Below are 20,335 nucleotides of genomic sequence, written 5' to 3'. Positions count from 1 at the left end.
CGAGGTCATCCTCCCCGGAGCGCCTTTCTCGGTCCTTTCACGTCGTGGCGGCGGAGCGGTCTCGCAGGTGGGTCACTCCTGCGGGGGCTCTTCGCCGCTCTTCTCCAGGTAGCTGTGCCGGGTCTGCTCGGTGTGCTCGCGCATGAGCCGCTGGGCGCGATCGGCATCGCCTTCGCGGATGGCCTCGATGAGCGCGGCGTGCTCGTCCCAGGCCTGCTTGCCGCGGGTCTTGGCGACCGGCGTGTGGTACCAGCGCACTCGGCGGTTGATCTGCGCGGCGAGCTCCTTGAGCACCTTGTTGCCGGAGAGCTCGGTGATCTGCGCGTGCAGCTGCGCGTTGGCCGCCACCACGGCCTCGATGTCGTCGTCGGCCAGCGATCGCACGCCGGACTCGTAGATCCGCTCTACCTCCGCGAGACCCTCCTCGGTGGCGTGCAGCGCGGCCAGCCGGGCCGATTCGGCCTCCAGCAGCGTGCGCACGCCGAGGAGCTGGTCGGCCTCCTCCGGGGTGGGGCTGTGCACGAACGCGCCGTAACCGGGCCGCAGGTCGACCCACTCGTCCTTCTGCAGCCACTGCAGCGCCTCGCGGACCGGCTGCCGGGAGACGCCCAGCGCCTCGGCGAGCTCCTTCTCCACCAGGTGCTGCCCGGGCTCGAGCTCGCCGGTGATGATCAGTTCGAGGATGGCCTCGTAGACCGTCTCGCGCAGCGGGACTGGGCGCGCGACCTGGCGCGCGGCGACGCCCTCCGACGACAGTTTCGAGGTCAGCGACATGCGGTGACTCCTCCTGGCCCTACAACCTTGGCTTTAGCATACAGTATGCGAACCTGTTCGGGCTGGGCTCGCGCGCGATGCCGCCACCGGGTCCAGTGTGGACCACCGGCCCGCGCAGCGGGCGCTGGGCTGATCGGATGGATCGTCCCACGAGCGGTGGACATCGCGGCGATCAGCGGTCTACAACCACGTTGCCGGCCCGAAACCCAGGGCCAGCGGGGACCAACGAACGCTCCCCGAGCCGGAGGCGCTGATGAGCGTGCCCGCATTATCGCAGTTCGCGGTGGATCTCCTCGTGGCCTGGGGCGCCGCGCTGGCCATCACCACCGACCTGGTGATCGTCCTGACCGCGCTGACCCGCCGGGCCGCCGACGCCCGGCGCCCCGTCCTGCTGGCGATGATCGCCACCATCGCCTCCCGCCTGCTGGTGACCTTCACCGGGGCTCCCGGGCTGCCGGTGGTTTCCGCGTGCTTCGGCGTGCTGGCCCTGGTCGCCGGGTGGTGGCTGTTCGGCGAGCGCGGGCCCGCACCGCCCCGGGTGCTCGATCTCGCCGCGGTGCTCACCGGCGTCGTGCTCGGCGCCTTCGCGATCTCGGCCACCGGCGGGGCGCCCGCGCCGGTGCTGGGCGCGTGCCTGCTCGCCCTCGTCGGGGTGCCCTGGTCGGTGCGCCGGGCTCGCCGGTGGGCCGATCGCGTCCCCGATCTGGTCGTCGGCTGCGCGGTGGTCGTGGTCTTCCTCGGCGTGCGCTCGCTGCTGGCCGGGATCTCCGGGCGCGCCCCGGCGCAGGACGCCTCGGTGCTGGCGCTGTCGCTGGGGATGACCGCGCTGGTGGTGCTGCTGTGCGCGATCACGACCGCCCGGGCGCGGCGTTGACGGGCGACATCCGCACCCGCAGGATGATCGAACCGGAGATCGGGCGCGGAAGGATGAAGAGCGCGTGACCGAACGAACTCAGCTCCAGCGCGAGGCGACCGGCTTCTTCCACGGCCGGGGCCTCGCCGAACTCGGCGCGGCACTGCGGGCGGGCCGGACCAGCGCGGTCGAGCTGGCCGAGGCCGCGCTGGAATCCGTCGACCGGTTGGACGGCGAGCTCAACGCCTTCGTCAGCGTCGACCGCGACGGCGCGCTGCGCGCCGCTCGCGCAGCCGACGCCGACCTCGCCGGTGGACGCGATCGCGGTCCGCTGCACGGCATCCCGGTCGGCGTCAAGGACATCATCGACGTCGCCGGCGCGGTCACCACGATGGGTTCGGCGCACTTCGCCGCGCACGTGTCCACATCGGACGCCGAGTGCGTGCGCAGGCTGCGCGACGGGGGAGCGGTACCGCTGGGCAAGACCACCACCCACGAGTTCGCGTTCGGGCCCACCGGCGACAGCGCGCACAACGGGCCCGCGCACAACCCGCACCGGCTCGATCGGATGACCGGTGGCTCCAGCGCGGGCAGCGGAGCGGCGGTCGCCGCGGGCCTGGTGCCGGTCGCGCTGGGCACCGACACCGGCGGTTCGGTGCGCATCCCCGCCGCGCTGTGCGGGATCACCGGGTTCAAGCCGGCCTACGGGGCGATCCCCACCGGTGGGGTGTTCCCGCTGTCGACGTCGCTGGACCACGTCGGGGTGCTCACCGCCGACCCGGCCGACGCCCGCCTGGCCTACCGCGTGCTCGCCGGGCTGCGCCCCGAGCCCGACCGGGAGCACGGTGCCCACGCCCGGATCGGCTGGATCCCGCCGGATCTGCTGCACCCCACCGACCCGCAGGTCACCAGCACCGTCCGCGAAGCCCTCGCCGGCGAGGACCTGCGGGAGCTGCGTCCCCGCGAGATCACCGCCGTGCAGCGCGGATTCACCGCCGTTCAGTTCAGCGAGGCCTACGCGGTGCACGCCGAGCGCGTCGCCGAGGCCCCGCAGCACTACACCGACGACGTGCTCGCCCAGCTGCGCCGGGCTGCCGAAACCGCGGGCTGGGAGTACGTGCGCGGCCTGGCCGACCGGGAGACCTGGCGGGCGGTGGTGGCCGAGCTGCTCGACGAGGTGGAGATCCTCGCCCTGCCCACCACGTGCGTGCCCGCTCCGGCGATCGGGCAGCGGGAGGTCGAGATCGGCGGTGCCCGGAAGCCGGTGCGCCTGGCGCTGATCGGCCTGACGAGGCCGTTCAACCTGGCCGGTGCGCCCGCGGTGAGCGTGCCCGCCGGCACCGTCGGCGGGCTGCCCGTCGGGCTGCAGCTGGTCGGCAGGCCCGGTCACGAGGACCGGCTGCTGGCCGTGGCCGGCAGGCTCGGTGCTTAGGAGCTGCTCGAGAGCGCGGCGGAGCCGGCGAGGATGCGCGGACTCCGCGGAGCCGCTCGGGTCCGGCCGCCCGCACCGCCCAGCGGAGCAGGGTGCCTCGCCGGCTGGCGCTGCCGGTCGGCTCCGGCTACCAAGGACGGGTGAGCCCGGACGCCGGCGCAGCGCTGCGCGAGATCGCCTTCCTGCTGGAGCGGCAGAACGCGCCCACCTACCGGGTGCGCGCGTTCCGGCGCGCTGCGGGCATCGCCCAGCAGCGCGAGGACCTCGACCGCCGGGCCGCCGACGGCACGCTCACCGACATCGAGGGGATCGGTCGCACCACGGCCGGCGTCATCTCGCAGTCCGTCCGAGGTGTGCTGCCCGACTACCTGGCCAAGCTCCGCGCCGAGGTGCGAGCCCCGGAGCGGGGTGGTGCGCTGCGCGAGCGGCTGCGCGGTGACTGCCACGCCCACTCCGACTGGTCCGACGGCGGCAGCACCATCGCCGAGATGGCCGAGGCCGCCCGCTGGCTCGGCCACGACTGGCTCGCGCTCACCGACCACTCACCCCGGCTCAGAGTGGCCCGCGGGCTGTCGGCGCAACGCCTCCGCGAACAGCTCGACGTCGTCGCCGAGCTCAACGGGCGGCTGGCGCCCTTCCGAGTCCTGACCGGCATCGAGGTCGACGTCCTCGCCGACGGCGGTCTCGACCAGGACCCGGAACTGCTGGCCGAGCTCGACGTCGTGGTCGCCAGCGCGCACTCCGAGCTGCGGATGGAGGCACCGCGGATGACCCGCAGGCTGATCGCGGCGGTGAGCTCCGGGCAGGTCACCGTCCTCGGGCACTGCACCGGCAGGCTGATCGGCGAGCGCAAGCGCGCCCAGTCCACCTTCGACGCCCGCGCGGTCTTCACCGCCTGCCGCGAGCACGACGTGGCCGTGGAGATCAACTCGCGTCCCGACCGGCTCGACCCGCCGCGCGAGCTCCTGCGCCTGGCCCGCGACCTCGGCTGCCGCTTCGCCATCGACTCCGACGCCCACGCGCCCGGTCAGCTCGACTGGCTCGCCAACGGCTGCGCCCGCGCCGAGGAGTGCGGCATCGACCCCGAACGCGTGATCAACACCCGCGCGGCCGCGGAACTGCTCGCGCGCTGAGGACGACCGCCCCGGGTTCGCTGCGACCAGGTGATGCGGCTGGTCCGGTCGAGTTCGGGGAGCTTGCGCGGCGCTCAGCGCGAGTGCCACCGTGAAAGCGAGCCCCCGGCGCGACGAAGCGGCGCGCGGTGCCGGACCGGCTTTCGAGGTCAGCAGGGCGCACGTCGAGAGCGAGGCAGGTATGCCGGCCAGCGAATCGCGCGTTCCCGCCCAGGGCGGGCCGCAGGCACCGGAGCGCTTCCACGGCGAGGTCGTGCGGATCATCGTGGCCTACCCGCACCAACCCGTGTTCCCGCTGTTCGTGGAGCTGCGGGAAATGCGGGACAAGGCGCTCAAGGCGCTCGAACGGCGCAAGCCCGCCGAGCGCTCGCGGGAGCTGCTGCGCACCACCGGGCTGATCTGCGCGGCCATGGCCAACGCCGCGTTCGACCAGGGTCGGCTCTCGGCCGCCGAAGGTCAGGTGCGCACCGCGCACCGCTGCGCGGAGCTCGCCGAGGACCAGGCGCTGCGCTGCTGGATCCGGGGCACCGAAGCGCTGATCGCCTACTGGGACGAGCGGCACCGGGACGCCGTCGAGCTGGCCGCCGACGGTCGCCGCTTCGTTCCCGAGATCGGCACCGCGATGGTGCGGCTGGCGGCTGTCGAAGCCCGCGCGCACGCCCACCTCGGCGATGCCATCGCGGCCGAGCAGGCGCTGGCCCGCACCGCCCTGGCCCGCAGCGAGGTCGGCGGACCCGACCAGCCCGGCGGGCTCATGGAGTTCCCGCTGCCCAAGCAGCAGGCCTACGCCGCCACCACCGAGCTCTGGCTGGGCGGGCAGCACCGGCTGGCCCGCGCCGAGCGGGCGGTCACCGAAGCCATCGAGGGATACCTGCAGGACCCGCCCGAGCGCACCCGCGTCGGGGAGCTGTGCCTCGCCCGGCTGGACCTGGCGGCGGTGCGCATCGCGGCCGACGACCTCGACGGGGCCGGCGAGCAGATCGGCGCGGTGCTCACCGCCGCCGCGAGCCGGCGCACCGAGGCGGTCGTGCGCAGGCTGCGCCAGCTGGTCCGCGCGCTGCACCGCACCCGCCACCAGTCCGCGCCCCAGGCCATCGAGCTGCGCGAGAGGATCGGTGCGTTCTGCGCTGCCCGGGGAGTTTCACCGCTGGTCAACATCCCTGCGTGAACCTTCAAGCACTGCTAGGGTCGACGGGTGACCGACAGCGATCCCCGATGGCTCGACGACCGGGAGCAGCACGCGTGGCGCAAGTTCGCCGCGCTGATGACCGTGGTGCCCGCACAGCTCGACGCCCAGCTGCAGCGCGACGCCGGGCTGACCATGTTCGGCTACTGGGTGCTGTCGATGCTCTCCGAAGCGCCCGGGCACGAGCTGCGGATGAGCCACCTGGCCCACCAGTCCAACGCCTCCCCGTCCCGGGTGTCCCACGTGGTCGCCCGGCTGGAGAAGCAGGGCTTCGTGCGGCGACGCCGGGCCGAGGACGACGCGCGCGGCAACATCGCCGAGCTCACCGAAGCCGGGCTGGCCAAGGTGGTCGCCTCCGCCCCGGGGCACGTCGAGCAGGTGCGAAAGCTGCTGCTCGACGGCCTCGACACGGGACAGATAGACGCCCTCGACGCGCTGTGCGCGGCCATGCTCGCCCAGGTCGACCCGGAGGGGACCCTCTCGGTCACCCCGCCGCAGTCGTAGCCGGCGCACCGCGGGGCAGCCCTCAGGCCGCCTCGTCGGTCTGCGGGGCGAACTGGGTCCGGTAGAGCTCGGCGTAGTGGCCTCCTCGGGCCAGCAGCTCGGAGTGCGTGCCGGTCTCGGCGATCGTGCCCTCGTCGATGACCAGGATCCGGTCGGCCTCGCGGATGGTGGCCAGCCGATGCGCGATCACCAGTGCGGTGCGCCCGGACAGCGCCGTGGCCAGCGCCCGCTGCACCGCCGCCTCCGACTCCGAGTCCAGGTGCGCGGTCGCCTCGTCGAGCACCACGATCGGCGGTGCCTTGAGCAGCAGCCGCGCGATCGCCAACCGCTGCTTCTCGCCGCCCGACAACCGGTGCCCGCGATCGCCGACCACCGTGTCGAGCCCGTCGGGCAGGGTCTCGACCAGGTGCGCGAGCTGCGCGGTCCGCAGGGCCTCCAGGAGCTCCTGCTCGCTGGCGTCCGGGCGGGCGAAGGCCAGGTTCGCCCGGATCGAGTCGTGGAACAGGTGCGCCTCCTGGGTGACCACGCCGACGGTGCCGTAGAGGGAGGACAGCGAAGCGTCCCGCACGTCGACCCCACCGATGCGCACGGCACCGGAATCCACGTCGTAGAGCCGCCCGGCCAGGTTGGTGATCGTGGTCTTGCCCGCACCCGAATGCCCCACCAGCGCGATCGTCTGGCCCGGCTCCGCCCGGAAGGTCACGTCGTGCAGCACGTGGTTGGCCGGCGAGTTGTCCTGCCGCGCGACCGATTCCAGCGAGGCCAGCGAGACCTCGTGGGAAGCCGGGTAGCGGAACGACACGTGGTCGAACTCGATGTCCGCGTCCCCCTCGGGCAGCGCGCGGGCCCCGTGCTTCTCGGTGATCATCGGTTCGAGGTCGAGTACCTCGAAGACCCGGTCGAAGCTCACCAGCGCGGTCATCACGTCCACGTGCACGTTCGACAGCGAGGTCAGCGGCCCGTACAGCCGGTTCAGCAGCGTCGCCAGCGCCACCAGGGTGCCCAGCTGGAAGGCCCCGGACAGCACCAACCCGCCGCCGAGGCCGTAGACGACCGCGGTGGCCAGCGCCGCGAGCAGCGTCAGCGCCACCATGAACACCCGGCTGTACATCGCCGAGATCACGCCCATGTCGCGGACCCTCTCGGCGCGCTGCGAGAACCGGTCGTACTCCTCGTCGGCGCGGCCGTAGAGCTTGGCCAGCATCGCCCCGGCGACCCCGAAGCGCTCGGTCATCAGCGAGCTCATCTCGGCGTCGAGCTTCATCTGCTCGCGGGTGATGCGCTGCAGCCGCCTGCCCACCCAGCGCACCGGGAGCAGGAACAGCGGGAGCAGCAGCAGCGCGATGAGGGTGATCTGCCAGGACAGGGTGAACATGGTGGCCAGCACCAGCACCAGGCTCAGCACGTTGGACACCACCGAGGACAGCGTGCTGGTCAGCGCCCGCTGCGCCCCGATGACGTCGTTGTTCAGCCTGCTCACCAGTGCGCCGGTCTGGGCGCGCACGAAGAACGCCACCGGCATCCGCTGCACGTGGTCGAACACCTCGCGCCGCAGGTCGTAGATCAGGCCCTCGCCGAGGCGGGCGGAGTACCAGCGCTGCGCCAGGCTCATGGCCGCTTCGAGCACCGCGACCGCGGCCACCGCCAGCGACAGCCACACCACCACCGACATGTTCCGCGGCACGATGCCGTTGTCGATGATCGCCTTGAACAGCAGCGGCGTCACCACGCCGAGCACCGCGGTCAGCGCCACCAGCACCAGGAACGGCACGATGTCGCTCAGGTAGGGGCGGGCGTAGCCGGCGATGCGGCGGAGCAGGCCGGCGGAGAGGCGTTGCCGGGTGACCGAATCGTCGCGGGCGAAGGAGCGCATCGTCGCCCAGGTCGCGTTCATCCTGAATGTCCTCGCGGTCGTGGTGGTGAAGTTCGGGACCACAACATCCTCGGACTTCGTGCTAGGTCGAAGTCAATGGGATCCGCCGAACGCGGATTCTGCTCACACTGCGTGGCGATTCCCGCGGGCAACGATTCGGCCACGAGCGCGACGATCTGCCGGGCGGGGATGAATGATGACGCGTTGCGTCACGCCGCGTGCTGTTCCGGTGGATCTGGTGGCGGAGATGAGCGGTGCACACCCCGCGGGCGGACGGCTGCCCTCGCGCTTGGCCGACCGCTTCTTCCTGGCCGCGCACACCGGCGACGACCGGCTCGCGCCGGGGATCCTCGACGAGCGGCTGGCGATGGGGTGCGCCGCGGCGCTGCTCGGCGAGCTGGTCCTCGACGACGAGATCGCGCTCGCCCCCGTCGTGCGCCCCAGCGGTCCGGGCAGGTGTCCGGACTTCCTGGCCTGGACGATCCTCCGCGAGGTGCGCCACGGGGCCGAACGCGACCTGCGCGGCTGGTTCGAGCTCCTCGGCAACGACGCCGGCCATAAGGTGCGCGCCCGGCTGGTGCTGGTCGACGCGCTGCGCGAGGTCCGCCCGAGCGGCGGGCGGCGCGGCGGTCCGCTCACCGCGTGGCGGACGGTGAACAACCAGGTCGGGAGCACCGCCGAGGTGCTGGAGCGGCTGTTCACCGACGACGACAACGCGGCCCGCAACGGGATGATCAGCCCCTCGCAGCGCCTCGCCGACATCGTGCTGGCGCTGCTGGTCCGCGAAACCGGGGTGCTGCGCCAGATCGAGCTCTCCAAGCGCGCCGCGGGCCAGGGCGAGGCGCGCATGGAGGCGTGGCGGAGCAGGTTCCCGCCGGCGCTGCGCGCCCTGGTCGACGAGTTGAGCGACCTGTGCGCACGCTCGTCGATCAGGGCGCCGTGGTGAGCCGGGCGCGCCCGGGCGGGCGGGTGCTCAGGTCTCGGCGCCCACGTAGCGGAACTCCCAGGTGCCGTCCCCGGTCCGGCTGGCTCGTTCGTAGATGAGCTGCGGCGGCACGGCCTCCGGGTTGGGCACCCGCGCGGGCAACGAGATGCGCGGGACCGGTTTCCCCGATGCATCGGCGGACACGGTGACCTCGTGACCGTCCTGCGGTCCGCCACGGAGCCGGACTCGGATGTCTGGCACGGCGACCCCTTCCTTCGACCGAACGCCTCTGGACAACGACACCGCTGAGACCGAGGCCGCCGAGGCGCGGTTCCCGCAGTCACTTGATCGTGTGGCCGCGTCACCCGCGGCGCCGCGGCCGGACGAGACGAGAACCTAGCACGCACCGCGATTTCCGGCGGAGGCGGTGACGGTCCTAGATCATCTGGCTGATGTTCGGGTCGATGCCCAGCAGTTCTCGGGCCCACACCTCGGCGTTGGCGCTCGGATGAGCGATCGCGTGCCTGCTGGCGGTCTGGATGTCGCGCAACAGCGATTCGAGCGGGTCGGACTCGGCCACCGCTCCCGCGCCGACCGCGGACACCAGCTCGTCGACCGCCTCCCGGCACTGCCGCACCGCGTGCGCGGCGTTCCTGCGCAACCGCGCGCGCTCCAGCGCTTCGGGATGCGTGCCGGCGCGCGCGTGGCCCTCGAGCGAGGCGGCGTTGTCCCGCGCGATCAACCTCGAGACGTCGATCTTCGTCGCCGCCTCGGCGACCGCCAGCTGGAAGGCCGTCGAGTCGCGCTGCGCCCGGTAGCTGGTGAACGGGACGCCGCGTTCCCCGGAGCGCGAGACCACGTGCTCCAGCGCCTGCTCGGCCATCGCCACCATCGGGGCGATCAGGAAGGTGATCAGCGTCGGCACCAGCGCCACGCGGTAGCGCGGGGAGTCGTTGCGCACCCGCGGGAACTCGCCGCGCAGCGCGGGGGAGCGCCGCAGCACGCGGTGCTCGGGGACGAACAGGTCCTCGCCGGAGAGCAGGTTGCTGCCGGTGGCGCGCATGCCGAGGGTGAACCACGTGTCGTGCACGGTCAGCTCGTTCATCGGCACCAGCGCGAACGCCGCGTCGTCGGGCAGCGTCACGCCGAGCATCGCCCACTGCGAGTGCAGGCACCCCGACGCCGGGGCCCACCGGCCGCTGACCCGCCAGCCGCCGTCGACCGGCACCGCCTCGGCCTTCGGGGTGAGCACCTGGCAGATCCGCGTTGCCGGGTCGTCGCCGAAGACGTCCTCCTGCGCGGCGTCCGGGAACAGCCCGACCAGCCAGTCGCCGCTGCCCAGGATCAGCGCCAGCCAGCCCGCCGAGGGATCCCCGCGGCAGACCTCGGCGGTGGCCGCCATCATCGTCTCCAGGCCGTGCTCCGAGCCGCCGAAGCGGCGCGGCACCCAGGCCCGGAACACGCCGGCCTCGTCCATCGCGCGCACCGCCGCATCGGTGAGGGCCCGCCGCTGCTCACCGTCGGCGCGCTCGGCGGCGAGGGTCGGGCGGATCTCCTCGGCGGCGGAGATGAACTCGGCATCGGGCTCGGCTTCCGCCACCATGACGCGGTTCCTCCTCGATCACTGGTCCGGGTGACCAGTGTGCACGACGGCGCGCCCGGAACGCGCCGGGACCACCTAGTCCTCCGGAACGACCAGGACGTGCAGCTTGCGAGGGCCGTGCACGCCCTCGACCCGGTTGAGCTCGATGTCGCTGGTCGCCGAGGGGCCGCTGATGAACGTCATCGGCCGCGCCGGGTCCAGCCGGGACAGCGCGGCGGGCACGTCGTCGACGACCTGCCGCTCGGCGACCACGCACACGTGCACGTCGGGCACCAGCGTGGCCGCGCGGCGCCCCTGCCCCGGACCGTGGTCGAGCACGATGGTGCCGGTCGTGGCGATGCCCACCGCAGCCGTGGTGATCACCGCGTCCACCTGGTCCAACGCCGCGGTGTCCGCATCCGCGCCGACCAGCTGGAAGTCGTCGCCGAGCGCCGAGGACCACACCTGTGGTGCGCCGTCGGGGGTCAGCAGCCGGGTCGCGCCGGCCCCGCGGGCGGCGGCCGCGATGGCCGCGGGCAGCCCCTCGCCGGACGTGCGCTCGACGGTCGCCCGGTAGTCGGCGACCCGCTCGCAGAACAGGCCGACCGGATCCTCGACGGGTCGGGTCGTGCGGTAGTCCCGGCGCACCTCCTGCGGCGAACCGCGGTGAGCGCCGCTTAGCGCTCGCCGAACCCGGCCCAGGACGGCCTCGCGCGCGTCGGTCATCGGTCGCCTCCTCGAGTGCGCTGCCACCAGGCGCGGAACGACTCCTCGGCGGGAGCCGGGGCGTCGCGCGCGTCGGTCCACTTCGCCAGCGGGCCGGGAAGCCGCCCGATCGTCGACCTGCGGCCCATGAGCTTCCGGCTCCACGACGCCATCTTCTGCACCGCGGTCAGCCGCTTGGCATCGCCCAGCACCCACGAGGCGGCGCCCATGAGCGCGTCCAGCGGGGTCTTGCGCTCGTGCTCCTCGACCACGCGGGTGCGCAGGTGCACCAGCAGGTCCGGGATGTCGATGGCCACCGGGCAGACGTCGTAGCACGCTCCGCACAGCGAGGACGCGTACGGCAGGGACTTGTCCACGTCGGACTCCGTGCCGCGCAGCTGCGGGTTGAGCACCGCGCCGATCGGCCCGGGGTAGACCGAACCGTAGGTGTGACCTCCCGTGCGCTCGTAGACCGGGCACACGTTGAGGCAGGCCGAGCACCGGATGCAGCGCAGCGCCTGCCGCCCGACCTCGTCGGCGAGCGCGTTGGTGCGGCCGTTGTCCAGCAGCACCACGTGGAACTCCTGCGGGCCGTCGCCCGGCGACACGCCCGACCACGTCGAGGTGTAGGGGTTCATCCGCTCGCCCGTGCTCGAACGGGGCAGCAGCTGCAGGAAAACCTCCAGGTCCTGCCAGCTGGGCACCAGCTTCTCGATGCCCACCACGCTGATCAGCGTCTCCGGCAGGGTCAGGCACATCCGGCCGTTGCCCTCGGACTCGACCACGACGAGGGTGCCGCTGTCGGCCACCGCGAAGTTCGCCCCGGACACCGCGACCTTGGCCCGCAGGAACTTCTCCCGCAGGTGCAGCCGGGCCGCCTCGGCCAGCCGCGCGGGGTCGTCGGTGAGGTCCTCGGGCGCGGCGACACCGACCTTGCCCATCTCGCGGCGGAAGATCTCCCGGATCTCCGCGCGGTTTCGGTGGATGGCAGGCACCAGGATGTGGCTCGGCGCGTCCTCGCCGAGCTGCACGATCAGCTCGGCCAGGTCGGTCTCCCAGGCGTCGATGCCGGCCTCGGCCAGCGCTTCGTTGAGCTCGATCTCCTGGGTGGCCATCGACTTGACCTTGACGACCTCCCGCTCGCCGGTCGCGCGCACCAGATCGGTGACGATCCGGTTGGCCTCGTCGGCGTCGCGCGCCCAGTGCACGGTGCCGCCGGCCTCGGTCACCGCGGCCTCGAAGCGCTCCAGGTAGGTGTCCAGGTTGGACAGCGTGTGCGACTTGATCGCCGCGCCCGCCTCGCGCAGCTGCGCCCAGTCGTCGAGCTCCCCGACCACCTCGGCGCGCTTGCCGCGGATCGTCGAGGTCGCGCTGGCCAGGTTGTGCCGCAGCTGGGAGTCCGCCAGCTTCTCCTTGGCGGCGCTCGGGAAATCGGGCATGCCCAGATGCGTGGCGGTCACCGCTCGGCTCCTTCCGCGCTCGCGAGGATCTCGGCCAGGTGCAGCACCCGGACCCCGGAGCGCTGCCGCGAGAGCAGGCCGCCGATGTGCATCAGGCACGAGCTGTCGCCCGCGCACAGCACCTCGGCACCGGTCTCGCGCACGTGGCGGGCCTTGTCGGCGCCCATCGCCACCGACACGTCGGAGTTCTTCAGCGCGAACGTCCCGCCGAAGCCGCAGCACTGCTCGGCGGCCGGCAGCTCGACCAGGTCCAGCGAGCGCACCGCGCGCAGCAGCCGCAGCGGCCGGTCGCCGACCCGCAGCAACCGGGCGGAGTGGCAGGTCGGGTGGTAGGTCACCCGGTGCGGGAAGTACGCGCCCACGTCCTCGACGCCCAGCTGGTCGACGAGGAACTCGGAGAGCTCGTGGACCTTCGGGGCGGTGCGCTCGACGGCGCGGGTCAGCCGCTCGTCACCGGCGGCGACCTGCGCGTGCTGGTGCCGCACCGAGGCCACGCACGAACCCGAGGGGGCGACCACCGCGTCGTAGTCGGCGAAGGCGTCCACGAAGGTGCGCACCGACGACCTCGCCTCGCGGCGGTAGCCGGTGTTGGTGTGCATCTGGCCGCAGCAGGTCTGGCCGAGCGGGAACTCCACCTGGCAGCCGAGCCGCTCCAGGACCTGCACCGTCGCCTTGGGCGCGTCCGGGAACATCGTGTCACCGAGGCAGGTCGCGAACAGCGCAACCCTCATGAGCGCATCACCGGTCCTTTCCATCCCGGTCAGCACGATCCTCGCGCGATCCGCCGCGCACGCCACTGGAGACTGGAGGACCATTCTATGGTCTGACCACAGGTGGGCTATACCCTAGGCAGCGCCGACCGCGCGTGTAAAGGGGATCCCATTGGGCGAGTTCGACCCGGACGAGGACACCACCTCCTGGCGCCCCGTCGCGCGCACGCGCACCTACGAGCTGGTCATCGACCGCGTCGAGGAGCAGATCCTGGCCGGTGCGCTCAAGGTCGGCGACCGGTTGCCCGCCGAGCGGGACCTGGCCAAGATGCTCGGAGTCAGCCGCGCCGCGGTGCGCGAGGCCTTCCGCGCGCTGGAGGCCCAGGGCGTCCTGCGGATGGGCGTCGGGACCGGGCCCGACTCGGGCACGACCGTCGCCGCGCTGCCCAGCCCGGCCCTGACCCGCCTGCTGCGGCTGCACGTCGCGCTGGCGAACTTCCCGACCAGCGACGTGGTCCGGGCGCGCATCATGCTCGAACGGGAGAGCGCCCGCCGCGCCGCGCAGCTCGCCCGGCCCGACGACCTGCAGCGGTTGGCCGAGCTGCTCGACGAGATGGACGACCCGGACTGCGACCGGCAGCGGTTCAACGACCTCGACACCGAGTTCCACGTGCGGATCGCCGAGGCGGGCGGCAACCGCCTGGTCGCGGACATGACCATCGCGATTCGCGAGTCGATGCGCAGGCCCCTGCTGGCCGCGTTCGACCAGCTCGGCGACGAGTGGTTCGAGATCGCCGAAGGCCTCCGGGCCGATCACCGCCGGATCTACCAGGCGCTGCTCGACGGCGACGCGGACGCCGCCGAATCCCGCACCGAGGCCCACATCAGGTCGTTCTACCGCCACGGTTGGGCCGACGACCTCTGACGCGCGGGCTCCGCCGCCGCGTCACCGCACCACGGCGCGCGACTGCGGCGAGACCGCCAGGTCCGCCGCGATGCGGCGAGCGGTCTCCAGCAGCGGCGGGAGCAGGACCTCGCGGGCCTGCTCCGGGCTGGTGCGGCTGGCGTGCGACGAGATGTTCGCCGCGGCCACCACCCGGTCGTAGCGATCCTTGATCGGCACGGAGATCGACCGCAGCCCGGCCTCCAGCTCCTGGTCCACCAGCGCCCAGCCCTGCTGGCGAACGCGCGCCAGCTCCTCGCGCAGCTCCGCGGGATCGGTGATGGTGCGCGGGCCCAGCGGGGCCAGCTCCACCTCGTCGAGCTGCGCGCGCAGCTTGTCCTCCGGCAGGTCGGCCAGCAGCACGCGCCCCATCGAGGTGGCGTAGGCCGGGAAGCGGGTACCGATGTTGATCGACACCGTCATGATCCGCGAGGTGGGCACGCGGGCGACGTAGACGATGTCGCCGCCGTCGAGCACCGAGACCGAAGCCGACTCGTGCACCTCGGAGACCAGGTGCTCCAGGTGGGGCTGGGCGATCTCCGGCAGCGACACGCTGGACAGGTAGGCGAATCCCAGCTCCAGCACCCGCGGCGTCAGCGCGAACACCCGGCCGTCGCTCCACACGTAGCCCAGCTGGACCAGGGTGTGCAGGAACCGCCGGGCCGCCGCGCGCGAGAGGTTCGTGGAGCGGGCGACTTCGGACAGCGTCATCTCCGGGCTCGACTCGTCGAACGCGCGGATGACCGCCAGCCCGCGCGCCAGCGACTGCACGTAGCCGGCGCCGGTGTCGGATTCGGGCTCCACGTGATCCCCCTCTGATCGGTTCAGTCGTGCTCCTCCTCGATGATGGTATTGGCGATCCCGAACGCCGTGTTCGCCTTCGGCACGCCCGCGTACACCGCCACGTGCATCAGCACCTCGCGGATGGCCTCCGGGGGAACGCCGTTGCGGCGGGCGGCGCGAACGTGCATCGCGAACTCGTCCTCGCAGCCGGTGGCGGCCAGCAGCGCCAGCGTCAGCATGCTGCGGGTCTGCCGGTCGATCCCGTCCCCGGCCCACACCTCGCCCCACGCGTAGCGGGTGATGAACTCCTGGAACCCCGCGGTGAAGGGCGTCTTCCGCTCGTTGGCCCGGTCGACGTGCGCACCGCCCAGGACTTCCCGGCGAACCCGCATCCCCTCCTCGTAGCTCACCGCGCACCGCCCGAGAAGTGCTCGACCAGCAGCCGGTTGACCGCCTCGGGCTGCTCGGCGTTGGCCAGGTGCGCGGCCTCGGCGATCACCTCGACCTTGGCGTCCGGAACCGCCGCGGCGATCTGCTCGGCGTGCGCCGGGGGAGTGGCCGAGTCCTGCGCGCCCGCGATCACCAGCGTCGGCGCCGCGATGCGCGGGAGGTCGTCGAGGATGTCCATGCTCGCGATCGCCTCGCAGCAGCCCGCGTAGCTCTCGTCGTCGGTGGCGGCCAGCATCGCCCGGTACTTCTCCCGCACCTGCGGATCGCCGGCCAGCGCCGGGGTGAACCAGCGCGGCAAGGTCGCCTCGAACATCGACTCGGTGCCGTTGGACCGCACCTGCGCGGCGCGCTCCCGCCACGCCTCGGGCGGGGTGAGGTCGGCCGAGGTGCAGATCGGCACGAGCGCGGTGATGCGCTCCGGCGCGTTCTCGGCCAGCCACATGCCGGTCATCCCACCCAGCGACACGCCCGCGAAGCGGGCCTCCGCGATGCCGAGGTCGTCGAGCAGTTCGAGCACGTCGCCACCGAGATCGGCCAGGCCGTAGGGCCCCGGGGCCGACGGGGTCGCGCCGTGCCCGCGCTGGTCGTAGCGCAGCACCCGGAAGCGCTCGGCGAGCGCCGGGAGCTGGGCGTCCCACAGGGTTCGGTCGTTGCCCAGCGAGTTGGACAGCACCACCACCGGCGCGTCGTTCGGCCCGGTGAGCTCGTAGTCGACCTTCAACAGTCCTCCCGTTCAGCGTGCGCGGCCAGGGCCCGGTCCACGAAGTCCCCGGCCGCGCCCAGGTAGTCGGCCGGATCGGTGGCCTGGTGCACCTCGGCCTCGGACAGCACCGACCGCACCTGCGGTTCGGCGAGCAGTTCGGTGCGCAGCGCGGTGCCCTCGCGCACCGCCTTGCGGCACAGCTCGGCGACCAGCTGCTGGGCCGCGTCGCGGCCCATGGCCGCCATCAGCTTGCCCGCGGCGTTCTCGGCCAGCACCAGGCCGCCGGTGAGCTCGAGGTTGGCGGTCATCCGATCGGTGCGGACGCGGAGGTCCGCCAGCATCGCCCGCGCCCGCGCGCTCGCGCTCGCGGCCAGCCGCAGCAGTTCGCCCAGCGGTTCCCACTCCGACTGCCAGGCGCCCGCGGCCCGCTCGTAGGCCTGCGGCATCGCGGAGAGCAGCGTGCTCACCAGCCCCGGCACCCGGTCGGTCCCCGCGGTGATCAAGACCGAGGACACCGGGTTCTGCTTGTGCGGCATCGCCGAGGAGCCGCCGGGTGCGGCCTCGGCGAGCTCACCCACCTCGGTCTGGGCGTGCAGCTGGACGTCCAGCGCGATCTTGCTCAGCGCCCCGGACGCGGCGCCCAGCGCACCGCCGAGCTCGGCGATGCGGGTGCGGTCGGTGTGCCAGGGCAGCACCGGTTCGGCCAGGTCCAGCCGCGCGGCCAGAGCGGCCAGCACGCGCGGACCTTCGGCGCCCAGCGAGGCGAGCGTTCCCGCCGCGCCGCCGAACTGCACCGCCAGCCGTCGTTCCCGCACGCGGCGCAGCGCGGCGATCGCCTCGTCCAGCGCGGTCAACCAGCCCGCGCATCGCAGGCCGAACGTGCTCGGCAGGGCCTGCTGCAGCAACGAGCGAGCGATCAGCGGGGTCTCCCGGTGCTCGCGGGCCAGCCTCGCGCAGTGCTCGGCCGCCTCCCGCAGATCCGCCAGCACCGCGTCCAGCACGTCCCGGGCGATCAGCATCGCCGCGGTGTCCACGACGTCCTGGCTGGTGGCTCCGCGGTGCACGTGCGGCCTGCTGTCGGGGGCCACCAGCGAACCCAGGTCGGCCACCAGCGCGATCACCGGCGTCGCCGAACTCGCCGCGCGCTGCTCGATCGACTCGGCGTCGAACAGCTCGGCCCGGCAGTTCGCCGCGATGTCCTCGGCCGCCCGCCGGGGGATCACCCCGGCGTCGGCCTCGGCTCCGGCCAACGCCGCTTCGAAGTCCAGCATCGACCGCAGCCAGCCCTCCCGCGACGTGCGCGCGGTGGCCAGCGAGGTGCTGAACATCGCTCCGAACACCCGACCTCCTAGCGAACGGCGCGCGATCTCGACGACCAGCGCGCTCTCCCCTCGATCAGACCGCGAAGAAGACCGTTTCGCCAGCACCCTGCAGGCGGATGTCGAAGCGCAGGCCCTGCGCGTCGGGGACGGCCAGCAGCGTCGAGCGGCGCTCGGCGGGAACCCGGGTGAGCACCGGATCGGTCTCGTTGGCCGGCTCGTCGGGGAAGTACACGCGGGTGACGGCGCGGTTGAGCATGCCGCGCGCCAGGACCGTGACGTCGATGTGCGGTGCCTCGGTCTCCCCGGTCGGGGTCGGCAGCGGGCCCGGCTTGACCGTGCGGAACCAGAAGCGGCCCTCGGCGTCGGTGGGGCAGCGGCCGAATCCCTGCCAGCCCGAGGACTGCTCGCGCGGGTCGTGCGGGTGGTCGAAGCGGCCCTGCTCGTCGGCCTGCCAGATCTCGAGGATGCCGTCGGGGACCGGATCGCCGTTGCCGTCGGTGAGCCTGCCGCGCAGCAGGAACGATCCCTCGCGGTCCTCGGGCACGACCTGCGCGCCGTCGGACCACAGCATGCCGCCGGGCAGCGCGAAGAACGGGCCGACCGTCTGCGACGGCGTGGTGGCGGGAGCGCCCATCAGTCGTCGTCCTCCTCTTCGTCCTCGAACACGGTCGCCTGCGGACCGCGCAGCACGATGTCCCACTTGTAGCTCAGCGCCCACTCCGGGACCGTGCTGTCCAGGTCGAAGGAGCAGATCATGCGCTCGCGGGCCTTCTCGTCGCGCACCGAGTTGAAGATCGGGTCCTGGTAGAACAGCGGATCGCCGGGGAAGTACATCTGGGTGATCAGCCGCTGGGTGAAGGCCTGCCCGAACAGCGAGAAGTGGATGTGCGCCGGTCGCCAGGCGTTGTCGTGGTTCTTCCACGGGTAGGCGCCCGGCTTGATCGTGATGAACCGGTAGTTGCCCTCCGAGTCGGTCATGCACCGGCCGGTTCCGGAGAAGTTCGGGTCCAGCGGCGCCGGGTGCCGGTCGCCCTGGTGCAGGTAGCGCCCCGCGGCGTTGGCCTGCCAGACCTCCACCAGCGTGTTGGGCACCGGCTTGCCGTTGGAGTCGAGCACCTTGCCGCTGACGATGATTCGCTCGCCCTGCGGCTCGTCGTCGTGCTGCACCGTGAGGTCGTGATCGGTGTCGCCGCAGCGGTCCTGGCCGAGCAGCGGGCCGGTGATCTCGGTGAGGTGGTGCGGCAGGTACTGCAGCGGCTGCTTGGGGTGCCGCAGCGCCGAGGACCGGTACTCGGGGGAGTCCAGCGGCGGGTGGGACGCCTCGTCCCGCGCGTAGTCGGGCAGCACCAGCCCGGAGCGCGTGTCGTCGATGGTCATCGCAGAGCTCCTTGTACGCCGTTGTCGGGGAATCCGCTCGGAACGCTCACACCGCTGCCTTGAGCTCGCGCAGCACGCGCAGCTCGGTGTCGGTGGGCGGCTGCTGCTGGGCGAGCTCGTCGGCAACCGCGAGCTCCCAGCCGGCCGCCTGCCTGGCCTGTTCGACGGTGGCCCCCGGGCTCAGCGCGGTCAACGTCAGCTCGCAGGTCTCCGGGTCGGGGCGCAGCACGCCCAGGTCGGTGATCACCTTGACCGGTCCGCGACCGCGCAGCCCGAGCTCCTCGCGGTCTCCCTTGCCGCGGCCGTAGCCGACCGAGGTCACGAAGTCGAGCTCGTCGACGAAGCTGCGCGGGCTCATCCGCATCACGATCAGCACCTCCCGGCACGACGCCGCGATCTCGGGCGCGCCACCGGCGCCGGGCAGCCGCACCTTCGGGTTGCGGTAGTCGCCGCCGATCACGGTGGTGTTGATGTTTCCGAACCGGTCCACCTGCGCGCCACCGAGGAACCCGATGTCGATGCGCCCCGGCTGCAACCAGTAGTTGAAGATCTCGGGCACGCTGATCACCGAATCGGCGGTGTCGGCCAGCACCCCGTCGCCGATCGACAGGGGCAGCCGGTCCGGCTTGGCGCCCAGCGTGCCGGACTCGTAGATCAGCACCAGCTCGGGCGCGTGCGTGCGGCGCGCGAGGTTGGCGGCCGTGCTGGGCAGACCGATGCCCACGAAGCACTTGGCGCCGTCCTCCAGCGACCGCGCGGCCGCGACGGTCATCATCTCGTCGGCGGTGAAGTCCTGACTCATCGGGCGCTCCCCTCGACCGCGTGAACCTCGTCCTGCAACCACTTCTCGAACGCCTCGCGCTCCCGCGAGATCGGATCCCAGCGCTGGTAGTAGTCGTTGTCCCGCTCGTAGTAGCCCTGGGCGTAGGACGGGTGCGCCCCGCGCGGAACCTCGGCCACCGCGGTGACCGCCCACTGCGGCAGCACCACGCCGCCGGGCACCGGGGGCAGCTCGTCCACGACCTCCTCGACGGTGACCAGCGAGCGGGAGGAGGCCAGCACGGTCTCCTTCTGCACGCCGGTGATGCCCCACATCTGCACGTTGCCCGCCCGGTCGGCGCGCTGCGCGTGGATGATGCCCACGTCCGGGTTCACCGCGGGCACCGCGGTGAGGCGCTGCCCGGTGAACGGGCAGTCGATCGGCTTGATGTTGTCGGTCTGGCCGGGCAGGTCGGTGCCGGTGTAGCCGCGCAGCACCGCGAACGGCAGGCCGGCGGCGCCGGCCGCGTAGCGGTTGGCCATGCCGGCGTGGCTGTGCTCCTCGATCTCCAGCGGCACCGGCCAGGAGTTCTGGATCGCGTCGCGGAACCGGTGCAGCGAGCCCACTCCCGGGTTGCCGCCCCAGGAGAAGACGAGCTTGCGCGCGCAGCCCGCGCCGATCATCTGGTCGTAGACGATGTCCGGCGTCATGCGCACCAGGGTGAGGTCCTTGCGCCGCTGCCGGATGATCTCGTGGCCGGCCGCGACCGGGATCAGGTGCGTGAAGCCCTCCAGGGCCACGGTGTCGCCGTCGTGCACCAGCTCGGCCACGGCTTCGTGGAGACGCATGATCCGTGCCAA

The 20,335-nt window shown here is 72.7% G+C and carries 22 protein-coding genes; 7 read left to right on the top strand and 15 right to left on the bottom strand.

Annotated features, from left to right (window positions below; genetic code table 11):
• Positions 1-72: 72 nt before the first annotated feature.
• Entirely contained in the window at positions 73-774 is a 702-nt protein-coding gene (locus ACFQRI_RS03640; RefSeq protein WP_380664342.1) for a GntR family transcriptional regulator, read from the bottom strand.
• A 253-nt stretch (positions 775-1,027) separates the two neighbouring features.
• Here ACFQRI_RS03640 and ACFQRI_RS03635 point away from each other — a divergent pair, with 253 nt between their 5' ends.
• The 5 genes from ACFQRI_RS03635 (at position 1,028) to ACFQRI_RS03615 (ending at position 5,882) form a co-directional block, all read left to right on the top strand.
• Positions 1,028-1,648, top strand: a complete 621-nt coding sequence (locus ACFQRI_RS03635; RefSeq protein ID WP_380664340.1) for a hypothetical protein — start codon at positions 1,028-1,030, stop codon at positions 1,646-1,648.
• A gap of 64 nt (positions 1,649-1,712) precedes the next feature.
• Entirely contained in the window at positions 1,713-3,059 is a 1,347-nt protein-coding gene (locus ACFQRI_RS03630) for an amidase (protein WP_380664338.1), read from the top strand.
• Between the two features lie 140 nt (positions 3,060-3,199).
• Positions 3,200-4,192: a PHP domain-containing protein gene (locus ACFQRI_RS03625; protein WP_380664592.1), complete on the top strand. Its 993-nt coding sequence runs from the start codon at positions 3,200-3,202 to the stop codon at positions 4,190-4,192.
• A 181-nt stretch (positions 4,193-4,373) separates the two neighbouring features.
• Positions 4,374-5,360, top strand: coding sequence for a hypothetical protein (locus tag ACFQRI_RS03620; RefSeq protein ID WP_380664336.1), 987 nt, complete (start codon positions 4,374-4,376; stop codon positions 5,358-5,360).
• Positions 5,361-5,387: 27 nt separating this feature from the next.
• Complete coding sequence (locus ACFQRI_RS03615; protein WP_380664334.1) at positions 5,388-5,882, top strand: MarR family winged helix-turn-helix transcriptional regulator; 495 nt, start codon at positions 5,388-5,390, stop codon at positions 5,880-5,882.
• Between the two features lie 22 nt (positions 5,883-5,904).
• Here ACFQRI_RS03615 and ACFQRI_RS03610 read toward each other — a convergent pair whose 3' ends face one another.
• Entirely contained in the window at positions 5,905-7,776 is a 1,872-nt protein-coding gene (locus ACFQRI_RS03610; RefSeq protein ID WP_380664332.1) for an ABC transporter ATP-binding protein, read from the bottom strand.
• A gap of 226 nt (positions 7,777-8,002) precedes the next feature.
• On the opposite strand from ACFQRI_RS03610, the gene ACFQRI_RS03605 reads away from it, so the two are divergent.
• Complete coding sequence (locus tag ACFQRI_RS03605) at positions 8,003-8,701, top strand: GPP34 family phosphoprotein (protein ID WP_380664329.1); 699 nt, start codon at positions 8,003-8,005, stop codon at positions 8,699-8,701.
• A 27-nt stretch (positions 8,702-8,728) separates the two neighbouring features.
• Here the strand turns inward: ACFQRI_RS03605 and ACFQRI_RS03600 are convergent, their stop codons facing one another.
• The 5 genes from ACFQRI_RS03600 to ACFQRI_RS03580 all read right to left on the bottom strand — a co-directional run bounded on the left by ACFQRI_RS03600 (position 8,729) and on the right by ACFQRI_RS03580 (position 13,158).
• Positions 8,729-8,941 carry a hypothetical protein gene (locus tag ACFQRI_RS03600; protein ID WP_380664327.1) on the bottom strand — a complete coding sequence of 71 codons (213 nt, stop codon included), beginning with the start codon at positions 8,939-8,941 and terminating at the stop codon, positions 8,729-8,731.
• Positions 8,942-9,116: 175 nt separating this feature from the next.
• Positions 9,117-10,283: an acyl-CoA dehydrogenase family protein gene (locus ACFQRI_RS03595; RefSeq protein ID WP_380664325.1), complete on the bottom strand. Its 1,167-nt coding sequence runs from the start codon at positions 10,281-10,283 to the stop codon at positions 9,117-9,119.
• A gap of 75 nt (positions 10,284-10,358) precedes the next feature.
• Positions 10,359-10,988: a LutC/YkgG family protein gene (locus tag ACFQRI_RS03590; RefSeq protein WP_380664323.1), complete on the bottom strand. Its 630-nt coding sequence runs from the start codon at positions 10,986-10,988 to the stop codon at positions 10,359-10,361.
• Entirely contained in the window at positions 10,985-12,406 is a 1,422-nt protein-coding gene (locus ACFQRI_RS03585) for a LutB/LldF family L-lactate oxidation iron-sulfur protein (RefSeq protein WP_380664590.1), read from the bottom strand. The genes ACFQRI_RS03590 and ACFQRI_RS03585 overlap by 4 nt, the downstream gene beginning before the upstream one ends.
• A 17-nt stretch (positions 12,407-12,423) precedes the next feature.
• Positions 12,424-13,158 carry a (Fe-S)-binding protein gene (locus ACFQRI_RS03580; protein WP_380664320.1) on the bottom strand — a complete coding sequence of 245 codons (735 nt, stop codon included), beginning with the start codon at positions 13,156-13,158 and terminating at the stop codon, positions 12,424-12,426.
• Positions 13,159-13,309: 151 nt separating this feature from the next.
• On the opposite strand from ACFQRI_RS03580, the gene ACFQRI_RS03575 reads away from it, so the two are divergent.
• A complete protein-coding gene (locus ACFQRI_RS03575; protein ID WP_380664318.1) occupies positions 13,310-14,062 on the top strand; it encodes a FadR/GntR family transcriptional regulator in 753 nt (250 codons plus the stop codon).
• A gap of 21 nt (positions 14,063-14,083) precedes the next feature.
• Here ACFQRI_RS03575 and ACFQRI_RS03570 read toward each other — a convergent pair whose 3' ends face one another.
• The 8 genes from ACFQRI_RS03570 to ACFQRI_RS03535 are packed head-to-tail and all read right to left on the bottom strand — an operon-like array spanning position 14,084 to position 20,323.
• Positions 14,084-14,884 (bottom strand): IclR family transcriptional regulator, encoded by an 801-nt coding sequence (locus ACFQRI_RS03570; protein ID WP_380664316.1) that lies wholly within the window; start codon positions 14,882-14,884, stop codon positions 14,084-14,086.
• A 20-nt stretch (positions 14,885-14,904) separates the two neighbouring features.
• Positions 14,905-15,273, bottom strand: coding sequence for a 4-carboxymuconolactone decarboxylase (pcaC, locus tag ACFQRI_RS03565; protein WP_380664314.1), 369 nt, complete (start codon positions 15,271-15,273; stop codon positions 14,905-14,907).
• A complete protein-coding gene (gene pcaD / locus ACFQRI_RS03560; RefSeq protein ID WP_380664312.1) occupies positions 15,270-16,034 on the bottom strand; it encodes a 3-oxoadipate enol-lactonase in 765 nt (254 codons plus the stop codon). The genes pcaC and pcaD overlap by 4 nt, the downstream gene beginning before the upstream one ends.
• Positions 16,031-17,356 (bottom strand): 3-carboxy-cis,cis-muconate cycloisomerase, encoded by a 1,326-nt coding sequence (pcaB, locus tag ACFQRI_RS03555; RefSeq protein WP_380664310.1) that lies wholly within the window; start codon positions 17,354-17,356, stop codon positions 16,031-16,033. Before pcaB ends, pcaD begins: the two co-directional genes overlap by 4 nt.
• A gap of 55 nt (positions 17,357-17,411) precedes the next feature.
• The gene (gene pcaG, locus ACFQRI_RS03550; protein WP_380664308.1) at positions 17,412-17,972 is read right to left on the bottom strand and encodes a protocatechuate 3,4-dioxygenase subunit alpha; all 561 of its coding nucleotides are present in this window, start codon (positions 17,970-17,972) and stop codon (positions 17,412-17,414) included.
• Complete coding sequence (pcaH, locus tag ACFQRI_RS03545; protein WP_380664306.1) at positions 17,972-18,715, bottom strand: protocatechuate 3,4-dioxygenase subunit beta; 744 nt, start codon at positions 18,713-18,715, stop codon at positions 17,972-17,974. The genes pcaG and pcaH overlap by 1 nt, the downstream gene beginning before the upstream one ends.
• A 46-nt stretch (positions 18,716-18,761) precedes the next feature.
• The gene (locus ACFQRI_RS03540; protein ID WP_380664305.1) at positions 18,762-19,517 is read right to left on the bottom strand and encodes a CoA-transferase subunit beta; all 756 of its coding nucleotides are present in this window, start codon (positions 19,515-19,517) and stop codon (positions 18,762-18,764) included.
• Complete coding sequence (locus ACFQRI_RS03535) at positions 19,514-20,323, bottom strand: CoA transferase subunit A (RefSeq protein ID WP_380664303.1); 810 nt, start codon at positions 20,321-20,323, stop codon at positions 19,514-19,516. Before ACFQRI_RS03535 ends, ACFQRI_RS03540 begins: the two co-directional genes overlap by 4 nt.
• Positions 20,324-20,335: the final 12 nt, after the last annotated feature.

It is taken from the genome of Saccharopolyspora griseoalba (assembly GCF_042665275.1).
GTDB lineage: Bacteria > Actinomycetota > Actinomycetes > Mycobacteriales > Pseudonocardiaceae > Saccharopolyspora > Saccharopolyspora griseoalba.
This window is presented reverse-complemented; position numbering and strand designations above follow the sequence as displayed.